16 protein-coding genes are annotated in these 20613 nt (G+C 56.2%); 3 read left to right on the plus strand and 13 right to left on the minus strand.

Translation table 11 applies throughout. The features are described 5' to 3' along the window. Positions 1–2 precede the first annotated feature (2 nt). The 12 genes from HY010_11640 to HY010_11695 all read right to left on the minus strand — a co-directional run bounded on the left by HY010_11640 (position 3) and on the right by HY010_11695 (position 14109). Positions 3–1241 carry an ABC transporter permease gene (locus HY010_11640; protein MBI3476376.1) on the minus strand — a complete coding sequence of 413 codons (1239 nt, stop codon included), beginning with the start codon at positions 1239–1241 and terminating at the stop codon, positions 3–5. 24 nt (positions 1242–1265) lie between these two features. Next, positions 1266–1814, minus strand: a complete 549-nt coding sequence (locus HY010_11645; GenBank protein MBI3476377.1) for a DUF2318 domain-containing protein — start codon at positions 1812–1814, stop codon at positions 1266–1268. Between the two features lie 115 nt (positions 1815–1929). Next, the gene (locus HY010_11650; protein ID MBI3476378.1) at positions 1930–2775 is read right to left on the minus strand and encodes a lytic transglycosylase domain-containing protein; all 846 of its coding nucleotides are present in this window, start codon (positions 2773–2775) and stop codon (positions 1930–1932) included. Further along, positions 2768–6070: an efflux RND transporter permease subunit gene (locus HY010_11655; GenBank protein ID MBI3476379.1), complete on the minus strand. Its 3303-nt coding sequence runs from the start codon at positions 6068–6070 to the stop codon at positions 2768–2770. Before HY010_11655 ends, HY010_11650 begins: the two co-directional genes overlap by 8 nt. After that, entirely contained in the window at positions 6067–6558 is a 492-nt protein-coding gene (locus HY010_11660) for a nitrous oxide reductase accessory protein NosL (protein MBI3476380.1), read from the minus strand. The genes HY010_11655 and HY010_11660 overlap by 4 nt, the downstream gene beginning before the upstream one ends. An 18-nt stretch (positions 6559–6576) precedes the next feature. Continuing rightward, positions 6577–8079 carry an efflux RND transporter periplasmic adaptor subunit gene (locus HY010_11665; GenBank protein ID MBI3476381.1) on the minus strand — a complete coding sequence of 501 codons (1503 nt, stop codon included), beginning with the start codon at positions 8077–8079 and terminating at the stop codon, positions 6577–6579. Then, complete coding sequence (locus HY010_11670) at positions 8076–9386, minus strand: TolC family protein (protein MBI3476382.1); 1311 nt, start codon at positions 9384–9386, stop codon at positions 8076–8078. Before HY010_11670 ends, HY010_11665 begins: the two co-directional genes overlap by 4 nt. 119 nt (positions 9387–9505) lie before the next feature. Next, positions 9506–9985, minus strand: coding sequence for a hypothetical protein (locus tag HY010_11675; GenBank protein MBI3476383.1), 480 nt, complete (start codon positions 9983–9985; stop codon positions 9506–9508). Between the two features lie 838 nt (positions 9986–10823). Then, positions 10824–11912, minus strand: coding sequence for a trypsin-like peptidase domain-containing protein (locus HY010_11680; GenBank protein ID MBI3476384.1), 1089 nt, complete (start codon positions 11910–11912; stop codon positions 10824–10826). An 889-nt stretch (positions 11913–12801) separates the two neighbouring features. Beyond that, positions 12802–13014: a hypothetical protein gene (locus tag HY010_11685; GenBank protein MBI3476385.1), complete on the minus strand. Its 213-nt coding sequence runs from the start codon at positions 13012–13014 to the stop codon at positions 12802–12804. 113 nt (positions 13015–13127) lie between these two features. Beyond that, complete coding sequence (locus HY010_11690) at positions 13128–13517, minus strand: hypothetical protein (GenBank protein ID MBI3476386.1); 390 nt, start codon at positions 13515–13517, stop codon at positions 13128–13130. Between the two features lie 172 nt (positions 13518–13689). After that, on the minus strand, positions 13690–14109 hold the full coding sequence (locus HY010_11695; protein ID MBI3476387.1) for a hypothetical protein: 420 nt from the start codon (positions 14107–14109) through the stop codon (positions 13690–13692). 683 nt (positions 14110–14792) lie between these two features. Between HY010_11695 and HY010_11700 the strand changes: the two genes are divergently transcribed. The 3 genes from HY010_11700 to HY010_11710 all read left to right on the plus strand — a co-directional run bounded on the left by HY010_11700 (position 14793) and on the right by HY010_11710 (position 20131). Continuing rightward, complete coding sequence (locus tag HY010_11700) at positions 14793–15050, plus strand: hypothetical protein (protein MBI3476388.1); 258 nt, start codon at positions 14793–14795, stop codon at positions 15048–15050. Between the two features lie 1107 nt (positions 15051–16157). After that, positions 16158–17999 carry an alpha-glucan family phosphorylase gene (gene glgP / locus HY010_11705; protein ID MBI3476389.1) on the plus strand — a complete coding sequence of 614 codons (1842 nt, stop codon included), beginning with the start codon at positions 16158–16160 and terminating at the stop codon, positions 17997–17999. Next, the gene (locus tag HY010_11710; protein MBI3476390.1) at positions 17996–20131 is read left to right on the plus strand and encodes a glycogen-debranching protein; all 2136 of its coding nucleotides are present in this window, start codon (positions 17996–17998) and stop codon (positions 20129–20131) included. Before glgP ends, HY010_11710 begins: the two co-directional genes overlap by 4 nt. A gap of 46 nt (positions 20132–20177) precedes the next feature. Here HY010_11710 and HY010_11715 read toward each other — a convergent pair whose 3' ends face one another. After that, positions 20178–20543: a serine/threonine-protein phosphatase gene (locus tag HY010_11715; GenBank protein ID MBI3476391.1), complete on the minus strand. Its 366-nt coding sequence runs from the start codon at positions 20541–20543 to the stop codon at positions 20178–20180. Positions 20544–20613: the final 70 nt, after the last annotated feature.

The following is a 20613-nucleotide window of genomic DNA, read 5'->3' on the forward strand; positions in this document are numbered from 1 at the left end:
CCTCAGATGTAGCGCACTGCCTCGGACGGATCGAGCCTTGCTGCCCGAACCGCCGGGTAGATGCTGCTCAGCGTGCCAATCAGCATGGCTCCGAACAATGCCGCGAGCAGCAGGGTTGGGTTCAGCTCACGCCCAACCCCGGTCTCACTGAAATAGGGAAGGACCACCCAGCTTGCCGCCAGACCTGCCGCCCAGCCAAAGAAGCCCCCGGCAGCGCTGATCGTTGCCACTTCCAGGATGAGGCCTTTGATGATGTGAGTCCGGCGAAAACCAATTGCTCGCAGCACGCCGATCTCCTTGGTGCGCTCGACGACGGAACCCATCATGGTCGTAAAGATCATCAAAGCTCCGATGATCAGAACCACAACCGCGACAGCTGCCGAAAAGCGTGAAAGCCGCGCTACCATCTCTGTCCGCGCCTTCACCGCCTGCTGTACGGCCGAGACCTTGGCGTGGGGAAGTTTGTCGCGAATCTGCCCGACGATGTCCTCGACCGGACAGCCTTTGCACAAAGCGCTGACCTCGATCACATTCAGCTGGCCAACCTTGTTCACCAGCTTCTGAACGTGCAGGAGTTCCCCGAAAATCATCCGGTCTTCCGGTCCACCCGTGGCCCCAATCACACCTGCCACGCTGTGCGGCTGCCCAGCAATTTGCAGGCTTCCCTTGACGACCTTGAACTGGATTTGTTCTTCCGCGGAGTGGTGCTCGCCCATCTCGGCGCCTTTCTGAGGAGATTGTTCCGTGGGCTTGACAATCGAGAGCGCCCGCGCCACCTCGTAGCCGACGAGCACGTCTCCTTCCGTCTCCGGGTTTCTTCCCGTGATGCGCCACCATTGCCTCAGCTTGAGCTCATTCTTGAAGTCGACGCCTGCCAGGAGTACCTGCTGGCCCTCGACTTCCGCTGCGCTCAAGACCTTCGGAGCGATGACACTCAGACGTTTGTGATAGGGAATCTGCCGGATCTTCTCGATATCTTCATTGCTCAGCTCATGCTCGTCGAAGGTGACGCCCGGAACAGAGACCCCGCCATAGTCCAAGGCCAGGCTGTTCGATTCCGGCACAATCACGATATTCGCCCCGAAGCGGTCCAACTGTGCCCCGATCTCTTCCTGGATGGAGTTGCTCAAACTCAACAGCGCTACAATGGTGCCGACGCCAATGGCAATGCCCACGGTCAGGAACATGGCCTTGCCTTTGCGTCGGTTCAGATTGGCGAAAGCCAGCGTGCTTATTCGCATAAGTCCCCCAAGCCTCTTGTTCGGTTAGAACAATTCGGCACGGGCCTCCAACTCGCTAGTGGCGATCAGCAGCTTGTCTCCCTGAATCGTTCGCGGGATCCCGTCCGGATTGCAGCCTCCTGTGACCTCGTTGACCAAAGCGGACGGAAAGTGTTTGCGGCACTTGTTGCAGACCATGTCGTTGCCCTGTTGGTGATAACCCATCTTTTCCCGAAAGCAAACGACGCAGGCGTCGGCTGCGGCCCGGTACACACCATCGGAACTCTTGATCACGAAGAAGCGAACGGTCTTCTGGTTCGACGCCTTGTATTCGTAGAACTTTGGGTCGCCGGTGCTGACTTCGGTGAGTGGGATCTGGATCTGGCCAGACGATGAGTCGCCTGCCGGAACCGGTTTCACTGCGGTGACCGCGCTCGATTTATTCGTGCCAGCAAACGCCAGGTAGATGAACGCTAGAACCACGAGTGTGCCGAGTACGCCAAGTATGTGATTGGGCTTGATTCGCGGCCCAGCGTGGCCGTGTGCAAATCGTTCTCTCTTTTCTGTGCGTCTGTCGTTGGATCTATGAGTCATAATGAGTTCTCCCTATGAGTTCTCCATCTCAACTGATTTCTGATATCGGTTTCGTTACCCGGCCTTGCCTGAGCGAACAGGTCACTGTTTGCCGTAATTTGTTGTCCGCGCATTCTTAGTTCTCCATTTCGGCTCGCGTGTAAACCACCGCACGACCTGCAGATTGCCCCATAGCCGGTGTGAGGTCTATTCCCTTGCCTGCCAGGAAGCCAATCGCGTTCAGCACCGCAGGCACATAGCTGCGTGTTTCAAGAGGCAGCATGCCCGCGCGGGCAATCGAACTGAAGTCACGCGTCGAGGTACGGTCGACCGCACGCTGGACGGTGTCCTCGCCTGCGTTATAGGCCGCCAAAGCCAGAGGCCAGTTGCCGAACTGGGTATGTAGGTCACGCAAATAACGCGCCGCCGCACGAGTTGATTTATAAGGATCGAGTCGCTCGTCCAGAGCGGCTGTCACGACCAGGCCGTAGCGACGTGCGGTAACCGGCATGAATTGCCAGAGACCGCGCGCCCCTTTGGGAGATAGAGCGGTGCTTTGCCCACCGCTTTCCACCAAGACAACCGCCGCCATTTGCTGAGGAACTCCTTCTTCTCTCAGAATCGGTTCCAGCACCGGCCGTAGCCCTTGCACTCGTTGGACTGCCTTCTGTAATTGAATGTTCTGTCCTGTCTTTCCTTCTGGGCGTAGTGCCGAAACGAACTCAGGGTCTGAACTTAGCGACGCCTCGAGCTGCGGGCGCACTGCTTCGGTTGGGCGCTGAGCGCTGGCAAGGAGGTCGGTTGCCGTGACGCTCATCACCTGGTGAAAAGTCAAAAAGGCTTCGTCAACCGAAGCGGCTGATGTCCGGGAAACGGATTCCTGCGCCCAGCCCCATGCGGATGTGAGGAGCAGGAAGATAGCGGCGCCAGCCAACCTCTTCAATAGCGCAGGGCAGGCAACAGCAGAACACGGCTTAGGCATTGGTTTCTCCACTCGCCAACGCCGGTTGTGCCTTCAGCCCGGGCTTCACCTCGAAGTTCCACTTCCAGATGGCAAAGATGGGTGGATAAACCACAAGTTCCATCAAGAAGGAGATCAAGATTCCGCCCACGAGCGGCGCCGCAATACGCTTCATCACGTCGGCTCCGCTTCCCACGGACCACAGGATCGGCAGCAGAGCAAATAGCATGCACGCCACAGTCATGATCTTGGGGCGCAGCCGCTTGACCGCACCCTGCACAATGGCCTCGCGCAAATCATCCCAGTTCCGCATCAGCCCTTTCTTTTGCGCGTCATGGTAGGCGATGTCCAAATAGAGCAACATAAACACCGCTGTCTCGGCGTCCACACCGAGCAACGCGATCAAGCCCACCCAAACGGCAATGCTCATGTTGTATCCGAGCAGGTACAGCAGCCAGATGGCTCCAATCGCGGAGAACGGAACTGCCAGGAGAATGATGAAAGTCTTCACGATCGAGCCGGTGTTGAAGTAGAGCAGCAGGAACACGATGAAGAGAGTGATCGGGATCACGATTTTGAGCCGCTCCCGGACGCGCTGCATGAACTCGTACTGTCCGCTCCAGACGAGCTGGTAGCCCGCTGGAAGCTTCACATTCGCCAGAACTGCTTTCTTGGCATCTTGTACGTAACCTCCGATATCTCGCCCAGACACATCCACATACACATATCCGCTCAGCCGGCCATTTTCGTCCCGGATCATGCTGGGACCGGTGAGAGTACGGATGTCAGCCAGTTGGGTCAGCGGGACCTGGGTGCCATCCGGCGTGGCAACCAGAACACGCTGCATGGCGCTAAGATCACTGCGGTAGTCGCGCAGGTAGCGAACGTTGACCGGATATCGTTCGCGCCCTTCTACGGTGGTGGTCACGTTTTCGCCGCCGATTGCCGACATGAGCACGTCTTCGGCATCGCCAACGGTGATTCCGTAACGGGCAAGCTGGTCCCGGTTCAGATCAAAGTCCAGGAAATACCCACCTGCTGTACGCTCTGCGAAAATGCTGGTGGTTCCCGGTATGCCCTTCAGCGCCATCTCGATGTTTTCCCCAATCTCCTGGATCTTGCCTAGATCGGAGCCGAGAATCTTGATGCCGAGAGGAGTTCGGACGCCGGTCGTAAGCATGTCGTTGCGGGCCTTGATCGGCATGGTCCAAGCGTTCGAGATACCGGGGAACTGCATGGCTTCGTTTAGGCCGCCCGTTCCGTAAATGAGTTCCTGAGTGTTTTTGTGATCCGGCCACGCGCGCCGCAAGGCCTTCTGCGTCCACTCTGGTGCCCAGCTTGAATACCAGCGCTTCTTCTTGGGCCATTCCGTCTGGGATTTGAGGACCACCACTGTCTCCATCATGGAGAAAGGAGCCGGGTCGGTCGCGGTCTCGGCCCGTCCAGCCTTTCCAAATACTCGGTCTACCTCTGGGAAGCTCCGGAGAACTTTGTCTTGCATTTGGAGAATCCGGCTGGCTTCGGTAATCGACATGCCCGGCAGCGTCGTGGGCATGTAGAGGAGAACACCTTCATCGAGTGGAGGCATGAACTCAGACCCCAGACGGAAATACACTGGGATGGTGACCGCCATCGCGATGATTGCAGCCGCGATCGTCTTCCACCTGTGCTCGAGCACAAACTCGATGACGGGGTGATAAATCTTCATCAACGGCCGGCTGATGGGGTGGTTTTCCTCGTTGTGGATCTCGCCCACCACTATCGCGTTGGTCACTTTTGCCAGCCAAGCCGGCCGAAACTCGAATTTCTTCAGCCGGATGAATAGCAGCAAGATAGGAGGCACCAGGGTAACCGCCAGAATTGCGGCGATTGCCATGGAAAAATTCTTGGTGAAAGCCAGGGGCTTAAAGAGCCGCCCTTCTTGCGCTTCCAAGGTGAATACCGGCAGAAAAGAAACCGCGATTACCAGCAAGGCAAAGAAACTTGGGCCTCCGACTTCCTTGATGGCGCCGATGATTACGTCTTTGTAGTCGCCAGGTCGTCCTTCAGCTTGCCAGTGTTCCAGCTTTTTGTGGGTTTGTTCCACCACCACGATTGATGCGTCGACCATGGCACCAATGGCAATCGCCAGCCCCCCCAGCGACATGATGTTCGCAGTCAAACCCAAAGCATGCATGGGAATAAACGAGAATAGGAGAGCCAGAGGAATCGTGATGATGGGGACCATGGCACTTGGAAGGTGCCAGAGGAATATCACGATGACCAAGCTCACAATGATAAGTTCCTCGATTAACGTGCCCTTCAGGTTCTCGATGGAGCGATCGATCAGCTCAGAACGGTCGTAAGTGGGAACAATCTCCAGACCTGGCGGCAGACTAACCTTCATCTCCTCCAGCTTCGCCTTCACCCGTTCAATGACCTTCTGGGCGTTCTCGCCGAATCTCATAATTACTATCGCCCCGACTACCTCTCCCTCTCCGTCCAGTTCCGCGACTCCCCGACGCAACTCCGGGCCGAGGGTAACTGTCGCCAAGTCCCGCACGAGCACGGGCGTTCCGGTAGCCGGGTTGTATCCCACTACCGATTTCTCGATGTCTTTGAGCGACTTGATATAGCCCCGGCCTCGGACCATGTATTCCCTGCCGGTGAATTCGACCAGCCGTGCGCCGATATCGTTGTTGCTGCCCTTTATGGCGTCCACAACTTTGTTGATCGGGATCTTGTAACCCAAGAGCTTGTTGGGATCGACGTTAACCTGGTATTGGCGGACGAAGCCGCCCAAAGGCGCCACTTCAGCCACGCCCGGAACGGCCTGCAGGGCATAGCGCAAATACCAGTCCTGAAAAGTCTTCATGTCCGCCAGGCTGTATTTACCCGTCTTGTCGACGAGCGCATACTCGTAGATCCAACCAACGGAGGTGTAGTCTTTCGCCAACTCCGTCTGTACGCCTTGCGGCAGTCGCGGCAGAATGGCGCTAAGGTACTCCAGGGTGCGGGAACGCGCCCAATAGAGGTCGGTGCCCTCCTCGAAGATCACATACACATACGAGTAACCGAAGTCAGAGAAGCCACGGATGTCTTTCACTTTCGGCAGTCCCAGCAGCGAGGAAACGATGGGATAGGTGACTTGGTCCTCCATGATGTCGGGGCTGCGGTCCCATCTGCTGTAGATGATGACCTGCGTGTCCGACAAATCGGGGATCGCATCCAGTTTGGTGTTGCTCAGGGAATACCACCCGATCATCGCTGCTACGCCGGTGAAGAGGAAGACCAGGAACTTATTACGAGCACAGGCATCTATGATTCGATTTATCATTGGGCACTGACTCCCTGGAGTAGCTTCTGCAATTGCATAACTGTCCCACCGTTCTCTCGTACAAATGCTTCTGCATCGTCTCGATGAGCAAAGGCGTAGGTCCCGGGAAAACAACGGTCGTAAGTCATCTGTTGCATGTGCTTACTCTGATCGACCATCGTTTCGTCGTGAGCGCAGAGCACCTTGCGGCTGCCGTCGACGAAGTAGGCCTGTTCGGGGTTGAGGCTGTTGCCCGAGACGTAATCGGTGACTGCGATCAGACGTAACGGCTTCTTCTCCTGGTAGGCCTCACTGACCGCGCAACGCGCGCAGCAAACCGTGCGGCGCCGCCCGTCGATTTCAGCGATTACCTTGGTATTCGCGTGAATCGAACGGTGGCAGAATCCACAAAACGTTTCTTCGCGGTTGGCCATCAAGCGATAACCGGCGGCTACAAGCCCTGCCAGCACTACTAATACCGCTGTCGCAATCCATGCGCGTTTCGCCATTCTCATTCTCCTTGTCGCTTAGTGCTTCATTCCGCCCATGGCACTTTTCAGCCGGCTCTCCGAGTCGATCAGGAAATTGCCGGATGTGACGATGGTTTCCCCCGCTCGCAGGCCGGAGAGCACTGCTATCTTGTCGTCCAGTTTCACGCCGATTTTGATCTCGCGCGGCTCGAAGTATCCGTCTGGCAGGGCGACGAAGACGGTCTGCCGCTCGCCGGAATCGAGCACTGCGCTCTGCGGCACAACCACCTGGGTGCCGTAGTCGATCTTCAGATTGACCTCTGAGTACATGTCAGGTTTCAAATCGAAATTAGGATTTGCAAATTCAAGCCGTACTTTGACCGTGCGGGTTTGAGGATCCAACGTGGGAAGAATGTAGGTCACACGTCCGTTGTATTTCTTGCCCGGATAGTAGCTCAGCTCCATTTGCGCCATCTGACCTACGTGGACGTACGGCACTTCGTATTCGTAAATCTGGGCGTTGGCCCAAATAGTGGAAAGATCGGCGATCACATAGAGATCCATGTCTGGCGTAATCGCAGTTTGGGGAAATGCTTTGCGATCCATCACGAAGCCCGTGACTGGGGAATAGAAAGTTAGCGTTCGGGTGATTTTCCCAGTCTCATCGAGTTCCTTGATTTGCTGGTCGCTGATGTCCCACAGGCGGAGGCGCTCGCGGGTGGAACTCAACAGCGACTCTGCCCCCCGAGAGGCCTCCGGAAAGCTTGAATCCCCGAGGTACTGTTTGCCACGACGAGCTATCAGGTATTCCTGCTCGGTAGCGACGAGATCCGGACTGTAGACCGTAAATAGTGGATCTCCCTTCTTGACCAGCTTCCCTACGTAATCGACATATACCTGCTCAATCCAGCCGTTGACCTTCACGTGGACGTGTGCCAACTTGGTTTCGTCAGCGGTCAACTGCGCCACGGCGCGAACCGTGCGGAACAACGACTCACGCTGCACGGTCGCCGTCTGGACACCGATCAGCTGCTGCTTTCCTTGGGACAGTTTCACGGTGCCAACCGGCATGTTCGCCGTCGCTTCTTCCTCATCGGCGTACCTGGGAACCAGCGGCATACCGTCGGTAGCGGTGCCCGGCTTGGACGACTGGAAAGTCGGGTTCATGGCGTCGTAGTAATAGAGAACCTTGCGCTCTCCCGGCGGGGTGGACTTATCTGTCCCTGGCGTGCTGGCCATGCCCGGCATGTTGGCCATGCTGCCGCTACTGGGCGAAGCATTGCTCTCGTCTGCATATTTCGGCACCAGGTCCATCCCGTCCGGCGCCTTGCCTGGCTTGTCATAGTGGTTCTTCGAGTTCATGGCGTCGTAGTAGTAGAGAACCGTGCGTTCCGGAAGTGTGCTCGTCTGCTTGTCGACAGTTCGGGACGCCATCGCCTTGTCGTCCTGGAGCCAAGTGCCGATGCGACCACGAAACAGAATGCCGAAAACGATTACCACCGCCAGGATCAGTGCGAAATACGTTGCAAACTTGCGAATCATGGTTCTTTGCTCCTTCATTTCGTTAGCTCCACGCCGACCAGCGGCTCTAGGTTCGCCAGGGCCATCTGGTAATTGGCCAACTCGCGGTAATAGCTCACTTCGTAGTCCAGTACGACCGTGAAGTTCGTGAGAATGGTGAGGAAATCGACCGCGCCTACCTGATAGGAAGCCATCGAGGACTCCAGGGCCAGCGAGGACTGCGGCACAATTGCCTGCGAGTAGAGCTCCAGCAACTGCTCTGACGATTTCGCCAACAGGTACTGCTGTTTGACCGCGAAGGACAATTCCGTTTGCCGATTTTCCTTGCTCCGCTGCGAACTGGCGAGTTGCTCGGTTTGCTCCCGAACAGCTTCCCGCTGTTTGGTCCGGTAATAAATCGGAATGTTTGCTGTCACGGTGAACCCGTGCATATCCTTCATGTCCGGCCGCTGCTGGTACATGTAGCCCACGTTAAAATCAGGTCGATAGTCCTTTTGGGCCAGATTGACCGCATACTGGTTGCGTTCGATCATTCGTTGTTCGCGCTGCAATCCCGTGTCTTGTTCACGGGCTAAAGTGTAGAGTTCATCGAGTGAGTGTGCGAGCTTGGCAGGCTCGAACGACGCCGGCGAAGGCAACGGCGCCTCCGGATCACGGAGCAGAAGCGTATTCAACCTGACTTGAGCGGTTCTCTGCTGCTGCTCGAAAACGGTCTGTCGCTGCTGGAGAAGTGATATTTCTACTTGCGACCTTAGAACATCCTGCTGGACACCTTTGCCGACGCGATAGCGTGCTTCGGCAATGCTTGACAGTTTTTGCAGCAAATCTTTGTTTTTCTGTGTGATCCCAACCGCCTTGGAAGCGGCAAAGTAGTCGTAGTAAGCCGACTTCACATCGGCGACTAGCTTGCGCCGGGCCGCCTCGTAATCCCACTGGGCTGCTTCGGCTTCACGATCAGCAATCTCGCCGCGTAATTTGAGCTTGCCGGGGTAAGGTATCCCCTGGCTGGCGGTGATCGCCCGATTGCTGGATGAATCTCCATTCTGCACGCTGAAGGGCGTGATGTTCCCTGCCCAGCCAACCGAAACCGTGGGGTCCGGTAGCGTCCTTGCCTGGGGCACGCGGTGCCTTAGTGCTTCCACTTGCCGCTGCGCGCTCTGAACTCCGGGGTTCTTCTGCAAGGCTTCACGGATCAAGCCGTCGAGATCGGCAGATGGCGGCTGCGCAGTCTGTGTCGGCGTTTCAGTGGAGGGCGACTGCACAGTCATCGGGACTGGTGTCTGTTGCCCGTACGCAAAGGCAACCAAAAGGCAGCCAACAACCAGCGATAGTACTTTCCTCATCATGAATCTCTCTCTCTCTCTCTGTCCAAGGGCCGTCTTTCCTTAGCGTTGCTTCCGCTCGGGAAAGACGGCCTTCTCGGTTTATCGGTCTGGGAGCGCAGTTGGCGATCGTTTTCATTCAGCTATTTACCCATGCTCGAAAACGTCGTCGCTGCCCGCGCAACAGGCGCTAGCGGTTGCGAGTTAGCTGCCTTCAGCTCGGCCTTTCTGGCCATGTCTTCGTGCAACCCAGCCAGTTTTGTTGCCTTTTCTGCCTGCTCGGCGTCTGCCTGGGCCCAATGGCGGCAGTGGCTAACGCCTTGGCCAAACGCAAACCCGTGCTTCGCCTCCAGGGCTGGGAAGGGTGGGTTGTTTGCGTAAGTCGCGGCCAAATCGGAATGTTGTTTTGAGCTGGCGTTTAATTGCTGGGCCTCTTGCCGATAGTAGGCCGCGATGCTCAGGTGCTCTGCTGGTGTTTTGGCCCTTTTCAGCAGCACCTTCAGCTCCTTCTTGCTCAGGGTTGGATTCGTCTCTGCGGCTGCGGAATAAGCAGGGGCAAGGGACAACAGCGTCAGGAAGACGATCATTTGAACGACTAGCGAATTGAGGCGCGCGGTCTTCATAATTCCTCCCGTAGAGCTCTGCTTGGTTGATTTGGTTGTTGGTTCGGAGCGGCGGAAGGTCCGAGGGCAATTTTCTTGCTTACTTCCTCGGAGCTACCCGCCGCTTTGCTGCTAAGGAATTTCTTTGGTTGGAGAGAGGACTAGATTAGAAAAGTGCAGAGAGCGGCTTGGGGAGGGCCACCGGGCGATTTCACATTCCAGTCAAAAGAGCCGTGGACCACGGGGGCAGCCGGAAGATCAGACAAGAACGCTTGCGACGCCGTTGGCGCAACTGATCTGGCAACCGATGCCTGCGGCACAGTGATCGATTCAGGTCTGGCCGCTGAGACCTCGCAGCAAGGGCGAACGGAAGGCGCCGCCTTGACCTGGTCCGCGGAGGGGTACATTCCCATCATGTGGCACTGGTGGTGTGGGTTGCCCCCCAAGGGAGTCATGAGCACGCAGTGGAGAGAGAGCGTGGCCGCCGGCATCGCGAACACTGCGATACTAGCCACGACAGCCGCGAATTTCCGAATGCGTGTCATCTCTACTCCACTACTATCTTGCGAATGTTAACGTTCCCACGGACCCGGCACTATGCCTTAAGTCACTCCCTATTGTGATCGCGATCACATGCCCCGAGATCCTAGATGCTGACCTGCTCTTGGGGCGTAGCACTTAAAAACCCCCGGCCGGTCGTGACTCCTAGCGTCTGCCTCTCCACCAACCCATGACCGTCCCCGGAAGGGCAGTCCGGTTTCCTAGCGGACTGCCACGTTAAGCTCAACGAATACTATTTCCGTAATGGTGTTACTGTTCACAATCGCTCACTCTCCAAAACAGTCTGAGGAGTCTTGACTCAAAACTGCATTTGCATCTTTAGAAGAGGTACCGAAACGTCCAGAGTGCGGCCCTGGCGGTACACTTGAAGACGCAGTTCCTGACCGGGCTGAGATCGCAGCAAACTCTTGGCGATCTGCGAAGCCACGCTGAAGACCTCACCGTCTATGCCAACGATGATGTCTCCGCCCAGCACATAAGGCTTCTGGCCCACCATCACGATGCGGCCGCCAGCTCGTAGACCCGCCTCTGCACCAGGAGAATTGGGTAGAACTTCCTCGATCAGGAATCCTTTCTCTACAGGCAGTCCGAACAATTTGGCCAAGCTCGGTGTGATCTCGCTTCCGCTGAAGCCGAGCACCGGACGATAGGGATGCCCCATTTCGATCAGATCGGGAATGACGCTGCGAGCCAAGTCAATCGGAATGGCGAAGCCTATGTTTTGCGCTCTTTCGATGATGGCGTCGTTAATGCCGATCACTTCGCCTGCCGAATTCAGCAATGGCCCGCCACTATTGCCTGGATTGATGGCGGCATCGGTCTGAATGAGCGCGTCTTCCAACTCGACTGCCGTGTCGCCCATACTCCGCTGCAACGCGCTGATCACCCCCACAGTCAGGGAGTTGTGTAACCCGACGGCATTACCGATCGCCATCACTTTCTGCCCGACTTCCAAAGATCCGGAATTACCCAACGCTAAGGGAAATAACTCATCCTTGGGTGCATCAACCTGGAGCACCGCGATATCCAACTGTGGTGCAGTTCCTAATAGCCGCGCTGCATACTCGTGGCGGTTGCCAAGGACGACCGTGATTTGATCCTTGTCCTTAATGACATGAAAAGCTGTCAAGATGCGGCCGTCGCTATCGATCGAGAATCCTGTGCCCGTCGAACTGTCGACTGTGTGCTTCTCAAAAGGGGAGGTCATGGAGGCTTGGGCACTGATGTGAACCACACCCTTGCTTGCTCGGCGGAAGACCTCGACCGTTTTGCGCTCATCGAGAGCTAACCCGGATTCCTGAGCCCACGCGGGCAATCCCGCGAATAACATTGTCAGCATCATGAGCAACCAGGAAGAGACAATGTGACCTGTGCTTGACCGCTTCATGAACCTCCCTTGACCTGTAACACCTGAAATAAGCACGCGCCCTGCCACGACAGCCAACCTCTGTACGGCGAAACCTAACTCTTGTGTTGACAGACACTTACGCACAGCCGACATAGTGTGGCACTCTGCCCTGGCTTTGGCGACTGTTTGCCTGATTTGGGACTTAGTCAGCCCATATGAGGCAGACCGGCTTTCGGCCCAAGTCGTCGGAAGCACCTGCTACTCGTCAAACCTTGCGACTCCCGAGGATTCCCTCTGCGACTCATCTCGTCTGATTCTGCCGCGTGCTTCACGTTTGCGCTTCCTACATTCATCGCAGAAAGCCCGTAGAACGTACGCTGGTGAGAGGCGGAAATGTCAAGGGGTAATGGTAAATGTCGCCGAGTCCGAGACAGTTGGGTCAAAGACTGAAGTCGCAGTCACGGTGACCGAGGGGTTTAACGGCACCGTTAGAGGTGCGTTGTACTGGACGGAATGAGACGTCTGGTTAGTAAGCGCGCCTGCGCCTGTCATGCTCCACGTCACACCGAGATTTCTATGATGAAGGTGCTCGATGACAGTGGTATTTAGGACGATGCTAGTTCCGGCGGCCACGTCTGTAGGTTTGTTCGTGATCGTCACTACAGCCTTTCGCGCCCCGCAGGCCACGAGCAAAGCCATGGCGACAAGGAAAGCTGAGCTACAGATCCATTGTGTTTTCATCTTTCTACGACCATGTTCCGTTCTGTGGGCACTTCCTCCTGCCTAACACGGACGAGCGATCCTGGGGCCAAGCATGTGGCCCAATTCCCTCTTCGACTCCCATCGCCGATCCGGGGTGATCTGATTGCCACTAGTCGTGACACATTGCCGCTTCGTTTGTATGATCGAGTTGTGCGTCCACGAAACGTTACTGCTCACTCTCGTGCGGTGCGTAATAGCCAGCGCGAGTCCGGGCCTTCAGTTCTAGATCGCGCATGTTGTTCTCCAGATTCAGGCGCACCTCCACGTTGTGCCAACCGCCATCCTGAAGTCGAAAACTTGGGTAGTTTCCCACGGCGTGCTGCTGCCGCAACTCGTGGGCAATGGTGATGCACGCCTGCTCGCAGGGTACCGGCGGCAAATACAAGCAACGCTGGCATGAGCCAGGCTAGATGTTGGCCCAGGCTCTGGCAATTCCACGGCCACGTGCGGCAACATGCGGTGTATCGCGCCAATCACGGTCGTAGCGGCAGTTCACACTGCCTTCTGCGCCAACAAAAGTCCTCTGTCGTCCACCGATTCCGCTGGCAGATAAACGAAGGGGGCTTCGTGACAACCAATATCCAGCAGTTCCGTTCTGATCTCGTCAGTGAGCTTCACAGCCCAGTTTTCAGATACCTGTTGATGAGTCGGCCGCCGGATAATCTTCACGTCTAGAACAACCTCGGGCCAGTCTCCAGCCGCTGAAACATAACGAATCAACTTTTCACACTGAGCACTGACTCCCCGAACCGCGTAGGGAGGTTGTTCTGCGGAAAGAGTGCGGTCGTGAAGTTCGAGCAGTACAAGCAGGACTTCGAGGCAGTGCGGGCATCCGCCGCCCACATGCTTTCCCATAGCGTAGTGTTGCCCGACGAGTTCCACTTCACAGCCGATCTCGGGTCCGTCCCCAGCAACGCTCCCGTAAGCCGGCCTGAGCCGAAAGGAAATCGAGAACCTGCGTATTAGGTCACTTAGGAGTAATCTCTTCCATGCCGTTTTGTGCATCGCTCCATCTCCTTCCGGAATTAGTTGGCTTGTCCCAAGCGTGTTCGGTTCAGCCTTCAACTCCGATTTCCAATCCCAGTTCCCGGTGCTGCTTCTGCCACTTCTTGAGGCTTTTCTCCAATTCTTTGGCATGGGCGGAGAGACGCTTGGCATCTGGCGTACCTTCGGCCAGATCGCGATCCATAGTTTCGAAGCGGGCGGAAAGCTCGGACCAGGTCTTGTCCATCTTTCGGAGGCGATCTTTCAAATCCGCTTGCTGGTCCGTATTCAGGCTCTGCAGAAAGACTTGGTGGTGGCTCTGCATCGCATGCCGTAACACTTCATTCCATCGCTGATGGGCCTCTGCCGATCCGGGTTCTGATAGAGCTGCAGCCTTCTTCATATCGGCGGCCAGCATAAGAAGACGTTCGGACGCTCCGACACAGGTGCGCAGTTGGGTGCGCTGTTCTTCGGTAGCTTGAACCTTCATTTTCTTCTGCAGGTCGTCCACGGTCCGATCTTGCCCCGGGTACCCAGAGCCGCCCCCTGAATGACCTCCATGCTGTGCCAAAGCCAGCGTTGACGCCCCAGTGAAAATCATTGCTGCAAAGAACAACCTTTTCGTTTGCATTTTTCTCCTTTTGAGCACGGATTCATGTGTCAGATTGCCCCGTATTCCGTGTGCTTTTTCGGCGACGCATGAAAATTGCCGTTTGCTAGCCTGCACACTGATATGGGCACGCTCTGTGCCAAGAGCTGCGACGGCCTCTGTCCAATCGCAACCGCTTCTCCCCTAAACAGTTGCACGATGGGCGACATGAAGGACACGAGCCGCGCCGCGATCGGGTTTGCCTGATATCGGGCGGCATTCAGCCCTTATGGGGCACGCTGATTGAACCAATCAAAAAATGCGATTGGACAATCCGCAACGCACCGCGCTAGTGTCAGGCTGTCTTTGGTTGGGGTCGAGGGAGGGGCGATGAACTCCCGCGTTCAAGCCACATTCCACTCACTGGAGAAACATGAAAGGAACCATGAACAGAACGCGCAACGTTTCGATAACCCTGGCAATCGTCCTCCTTCTGGCCTTGCTCTCCTTTGTCCGGACTTTCCCTGTCACAGCGGGAAGCAACCCCACGCTCTCCAAGAAAGAAGTAAAAGCGCTGATCGCGAGTGCCAGAACTAAAGGAAGACCATCAAAAGCTGGCCGACTACTACAAGGCTGAAACGGAGCGGCTGGAAGCGGAAGCGAAGGATCATGACGAAATGGCAGATGCCTACAAGAAGAACCCAAGTCCGATGGCGGTCAAACACCCGGAAGCAATCGGCGAGGGCCATTGCCATGAAATGGCGCGGCGGTTCCGCGAGGCGGCTACTCAGGCAGGGGAGCTAACGGCGATGCATGAAGACATGGCAAAAACGGCACAGTAGAACTTGAGAAGCGGTGGGCGAACGACTGCGCGTTCGCACTCTGTCGTTATCGACATAAGGTCTCAGTGGTGCCCCTAGTAGTGGGAACGCCATCCCCCTTAATTGCGGGGCCGGTTATACCGACGGAAGTAATAGCGCGGCCTGTGACCGGGTGGAGATACATAGAATGCATGTGAGCCGTACCGGTTCCCGTAAAACCGCGGGCCCGAGGAATACAGACGGCCGGACCGTGCATACCCATACCGACCATGCCCCCACGCGGGCGACCGATTGCTCCGGTGCCCGCCTCCATAAGCGAACCTGTGCTGCGGCACACCCCAGTGGCCCACAGCAGCACTATGGAAGCTCGCGGATCGCTCGCCTGAGTGTCCGAAACTGCCAGACGAAGAGCCATGCACCTGTGCGTACGTCTTGCCGCCTGTGGAAACGAGAAGTGCAGTACCAACCATCGCGAAGAGCCTTACAAGTTTCAAAATCCCCTTTCGCCGGCGCTGGTTCATATTTACCCCCTTCGGAGACCGCCGCTTCGAACGCTCCTGCTCCTTACTATCGGCACGGACGTGGCCTCAAACATGTGCTTTCTAGACACTCTGGAAATTGCAGTCGAGAAAGAACTTACGTCCCCATGTGGCAGAAGTAAGAACAAGCAAGCATGAAGGTCTTGGTCTCATTTGCGACACAGCTTGGCTGATATCAGACAAGAATAGTTACTGGTAAGGGCGGAGGATTCCGCCTCCGCACTGTTCGCCTCCCGGAGACCGGCAACACGCCGCGTTACCCTAAGTCCGTCATCCGCTCCCATTCAGCCGGAAAATAGGATTGCCGTGAACAGACTTGAGGAAGGTGATTGCCTTGCCGGTTTCCTTCTAGGCTGGAGAGCCTTTGGCACGCGAGGTGCACCACTCGAAAGGTTGGGCAGCAATCAGCAAGGGTTCATCGGGGCGTCTCTCCGGAACCTTTGGCACCACGTTCTGTGGCTTGTCTGCTCTAATGCTGATGGCGGGGCCCAGGTTTGATTTTTTCCTGCCGCACGCAGCCGACCCGGCCCCGAGCTTGTGGTGGGAAAGGCGTCTCCAGATTTTGGGTTGCTCCCGAGGCATATTGCACATGAACAATGTTCACAAAGATCCTGTTTGCGGAATGATCGCTTCAGCGGAAGCTGGGCTGTCCGTTTCCTACGACAATCGAACCATCCATTTTTGTTCTGAATATTGCCGGAGCAAATTTCAAGAACACCCCAACCGTTATCTGGCGGCCGTCGTCACGCCTGTTCATGAGGAAGCCAAGGAAAACAGACGTGTCGCTTACTTCTCCATGGAGGTCGCGGTTGACCCCAGGATTCCGACGTACTCCGGCGGACTTGGAATTTTAGCTGGCGACACCTTGAGGTCTTGCGCTGATCTCAAAGTCCCTACCGTCGGCGTCACCCTTCTTTACCGCAAGGGCTATTTTGAACAAGTTCTGGATGACCGCGGTCGGCAACAAGAAAGGCCCGTACAGTTTTCTCCTGAACAGGCCCTTCAGCCCCTGGAAGCGAGAGTGCAAGTCCAGATCGCGGGCCGCACGGTCGCCGTGCGCGGTTGGCAATACAACATCCTTGGACAGAGCGGCTCTACCGTGCCCTTGATTCTGCTTGACACCGATCTGGACGACAACAGCGAATATGACCGCAGTTTGACCGATTTTCTGTATGGAGGCGATCAGGACTACAGGCTTGCGCAAGAAATCGTCCTGGGAATCGCGGGGATCAAAATGCTTCGTGCGCTGGGCTATAACGGAATCCAAAGATTCCATATGAACGAAGGACACGCCAGCTTTTTGGTCCTCGAACTCCTCAATTGGCTGGGTGGTCCCCAGCCCACGGAATGGGACTTCGAAGGCGCCCGAAGCCGGGCAATCTTCACCACGCATACTCCAGTATCCGCAGGCCACGATCAGTTTGACTACGACTCCGTACGGCGCATTCTTGGTGCCCCAGTGCCTTTCGACGTGCTTCAGATGCTCGGGGGCCAGCCACGACTGAACATGAGCCTGTTGGCTTTGAACCTTTGCCACTATGTAAACGGCGTGGCTAAGCGGCATGAAGAAGTATCTCGCGAGATGTTCCCGGGATACCCCATACAGCATATTACGAACGGCGTTCATTCCTTAACCTGGACGTGCGACAGCTTCAAGCGACTCTACGACCAGTACGTTCCCGACTGGCGCAATGATCCAGCCATGCTGCGGAAAGCGTTCATCATTCCGGACAACAAAATCTGGGAAGCACACATGGAAGCCAAGACGGCGCTGCTTTCACTCATCCCGGAAAAAACCGGCCGGTCTCTAAAGGCGGACACTCTCACTGTCGGCTTTGCGAGGAGGGCAACGGCTTATAAACGCGCAGACCTGATTTTCAGAGATCTGCCGCGACTGCTCGAAATCTCCGCGCAGACGGGGTCTTTGCAGTTTGTTTTTGCCGGAAAGGCACATCCGAAAGATACCGGAGGCAAGGAATTGATCGAGCACATCTCTGCAATTGCTCGCGAGGTGCAATCCCAGATTCCCATCGTTTACTTAGAGAACTATGACATGGAGATGGCCAAGCTGCTGGTTTCTGGAGTGGACTTGTGGCTCAATACCCCTCAACGGCCGCTAGAGGCATCGGGAACATCGGGAATGAAAGCTGCGCATAACGGTGTTCCCAGCTTCAGCACTCCAGACGGATGGTGGATTGAAGGCCAGATCGAAGGACTCACCGGATGGTCGATTGGCTCTGAGGCTCAAGCAACAGATGAACAGGATGCCGACGATTTATACCGGAAACTAAAGGATGTCATTGTCCCCCTGTTCTACGGCGGACGGGAGAAATGGATCGATATCATGCGCCACTCCATTGCCTTGAACGCTTCCTTCTTCAATACCCATCGCATGGTTCAGCAATACGTCACCAACGCCTATCTGTCATGAAAGGACGCTTGCCCGACCGACTCCCCGCGCTGTCCCCTGCTCCGACCAGCCATGGGGCCGATCTCCCATCGCAACACTGGCACGCTGTGGAGGGGACTCCATCACCGCTGGGTGTGACCTCGGTCGAAAATGAAGCCGCGTACAATTTCGCTTTGTATGCGGAGTTCGCTACGCACGTTGCGCTCTTGCTTTACTCCGAACCAGACCTTTCAATTCCGACTTACGAATACGTTCTTGATCCTCTCGCTAACAAAACAGGGCGCATTTGGCACTGCCGGGTGAAGGCGCTCTCCGTTCCGCAAGCCCGTTATTACGCCTATCGTGTCGATGGCCCAAGAAAAACCAGCGAAGGGCATCGCTTCGATAGCCAGAAAGTTCTTCTCGATCCGTACGCCAGATGCGTGTGCTTTCCAACTGGCTTCAGCCGGCAGGCAGCGCGAGAACCCGGGTCGAGTGCCGGCAGGGCTCCACTTGGTCTTTTGGCCCAGGAGTCCAGTTATGAATGGGGAGACGACAGCGTACCGTTTCATACGTCGGACTTGGTGATTTACGAACTCCACGTCAGGGGATTCACCCGTCATCCGACATCCGGTGTCACATCTGCCCGTCGTGGCACATTCATGGGGATCGTGGAGAAGATTCCGTATTTGAAGGAATTGGGGATAACGGCGGTTGAACTCATGCCCGTGACCCAGCAAGATCCTCAGGAAGGCAGCTACTGGGGATACATGCCCCTCAGTTTTTTCTCCCCTCATCATGAATACGCCACCGAAGGCAAGCCCTTGGACGCGCTCGAGGAATTCCGCACGATGGTCAAAGCGCTGCATGCTGCGCGAATCGAAGTCATCTTGGATGTCGTCTACAATCACACCGCGGAGGGAGCTGAGAACGGTCCGACTTACAGCTATCGTGGCATTGATAACAGAACATATTACCTGCTGCAGGAGGACCGCACCCGCTATCGAGATGACAGCCGGACCGGCAACACCCTGAATTGTTCCCATGCCTATGTGCGCAAGATGATTCTTGACAGCGTGCGTTTCTGGCGCGAGGAGATGCGCGTCGATGGTTTTCGTTTTGACTTGGCCTCGATCTTTACCCGGAATGAGGACGGCACGATCAATCTTCACGATCCGCCGGTAGTTGCGGAAATCAGCAGCGCCCCAGAACTGGAAAGGATTCGGCTCATTGCCGAAGCCTGGGACCCGGCGAGCTATCAATTGGGAAAATCCTTCCCGGGCATCTCATGGCTGCAATGGAACGGGCAGTTCCGCGATGATGTGCGGGCATTCGTGCGGGGCGATCCAGGCATGGTCCCCAAACTTATGACGCGGCTTTATGGGAGCTGCGATCTCTTCCCTGACGATTTACCGAACTCATACCGTCCTTATCAGAGCGTAAACTTTGTCACCTGCCATGACGGATTCTCGCTCTATGACCTCGTTTCGTATAACCAAAAGCACAACGAGATCAACGGACACGACAATCGCGACGGCACGGACAACAACCTGAGCTGGAACTGCGGTTGGGAAGGAGATGATGATCTCCCGCCGCCAGTGCTGGATCTACGCAAGCGCCAGGTCAAGAATCTCTGCTGCTTGTTATGCCTCTCGAACGGAACCCCTATGTTCAGTGCCGGCGACGAATTCATGAACACTCAGAAGGGGAACAACAACCCTTACAACCAGGACAACGAGATCTCTTGGCTCAATTGGGACCTATTGAATCGCAACCAGGACGTCTTCCGATTCTTCAAGAGCATGATCGCTTTCCGCAGGTCGCACCCGTCCATTGCGCGCAGCAGGTACTGGCGGGACGATGTGCGCTGGTACGGTCCCAACAGCGGACCCGATTTGTCAAACGACTCCCACACACTTGCTTTCTGTTTGCATGGTAGCTCTTATGGCGATTTAGACCTTTACGTAATGATCAACGGATTCTGGCATGACCTGACATTTACTATTCAAGAAGGACAAGCCCACGAGTGGTGCTGTGTAATCGACACCGGTAAGCCGAGTCCGGAAGACTTCTGCGTGTCAGGCGATCCGTCGCGCCTAACAGGCCAGTATGTCTTGAAAGATCGGTCGATTGTTCTCCTCACCCGCACGACGCGCGGTTTCTCTCGGGGGTGAATGGTGTCCTCTTCTCCGGAATTCGCTGTCGCGGTCGTTTCAGCCCTTACCACGCTCTGGGTGCCGAGGATTGTGGGGCCTCGATCAATCTCATCCCCATCAGCGTCATGTCGTCACGTTGTTGCGCACTGCCTACAAACTCGTCCACGGCGCACAACACGCGCTTCGCCAACTCGTCGGACGAAAGGCCACCATTGCACTCTATCGTTTCCATGCGACGCAGCTCACCGAACTCCTCATCCGCTGCGTTCATGGCCTCGCTGATGCCGTCGGTGAAAGCCACCAGCAGATCGCCAGCCTTCAGTTCCAACGTCTCCTGTTCGAACAGGATGCCCGGCAGCAGACCTACTGCCGTGTCGCCCGCTTCCAGTCGCTGTGGCTGCCAGCGACCCTCGAATTTACGGAACAACATCGGTGAATATCATGACTGCTGGTGAGAACGCGCTCATTCGCGGGGTTCACAATTCTCGGTCTGCTCGATT

The sequence above is a fragment of the Acidobacteriota bacterium genome (assembly GCA_016196065.1).
Classification (GTDB): Bacteria; Acidobacteriota; Terriglobia; order Terriglobales; family Acidobacteriaceae; genus Acidiflorens.

Excerpts from the sequence above, each read along its gene's own strand:
- HY010_11695 (MBI3476387.1), bottom strand. The coding sequence starts at position 14,109 with ATGAAGGTTCAAGCTACCGAAGAACAGCGCACCCAACTGCGCACCTGT.
- HY010_11715 (MBI3476391.1), bottom strand. The coding sequence starts at position 20,543 with ATGTTGTTCCGTAAATTCGAGGGTCGCTGGCAGCCACAGCGACTGGAA.
- HY010_11660 (MBI3476380.1), bottom strand. The coding sequence starts at position 6,558 with ATGGCGAAACGCGCATGGATTGCGACAGCGGTATTAGTAGTGCTGGCA.
- HY010_11655 (MBI3476379.1), bottom strand. The coding sequence starts at position 6,070 with ATGATAAATCGAATCATAGATGCCTGTGCTCGTAATAAGTTCCTGGTC.
- HY010_11680 (MBI3476384.1), bottom strand. The coding sequence starts at position 11,912 with ATGAAGCGGTCAAGCACAGGTCACATTGTCTCTTCCTGGTTGCTCATG.
- HY010_11675 (MBI3476383.1), bottom strand. The coding sequence starts at position 9,985 with ATGAAGACCGCGCGCCTCAATTCGCTAGTCGTTCAAATGATCGTCTTC.
- HY010_11650 (MBI3476378.1), bottom strand. The coding sequence starts at position 2,775 with ATGCCTAAGCCGTGTTCTGCTGTTGCCTGCCCTGCGCTATTGAAGAGG.
- HY010_11640 (MBI3476376.1), bottom strand. The coding sequence starts at position 1,241 with ATGCGAATAAGCACGCTGGCTTTCGCCAATCTGAACCGACGCAAAGGC.
- HY010_11710 (MBI3476390.1), top strand. The coding sequence starts at position 17,996 with ATGAAAGGACGCTTGCCCGACCGACTCCCCGCGCTGTCCCCTGCTCCG.
- HY010_11665 (MBI3476381.1), bottom strand. The coding sequence starts at position 8,079 with ATGAAGGAGCAAAGAACCATGATTCGCAAGTTTGCAACGTATTTCGCA.
- glgP (MBI3476389.1), top strand. The coding sequence starts at position 16,158 with ATGAACAATGTTCACAAAGATCCTGTTTGCGGAATGATCGCTTCAGCG.
- HY010_11670 (MBI3476382.1), bottom strand. The coding sequence starts at position 9,386 with ATGATGAGGAAAGTACTATCGCTGGTTGTTGGCTGCCTTTTGGTTGCC.
- HY010_11645 (MBI3476377.1), bottom strand. The coding sequence starts at position 1,814 with ATGACTCATAGATCCAACGACAGACGCACAGAAAAGAGAGAACGATTT.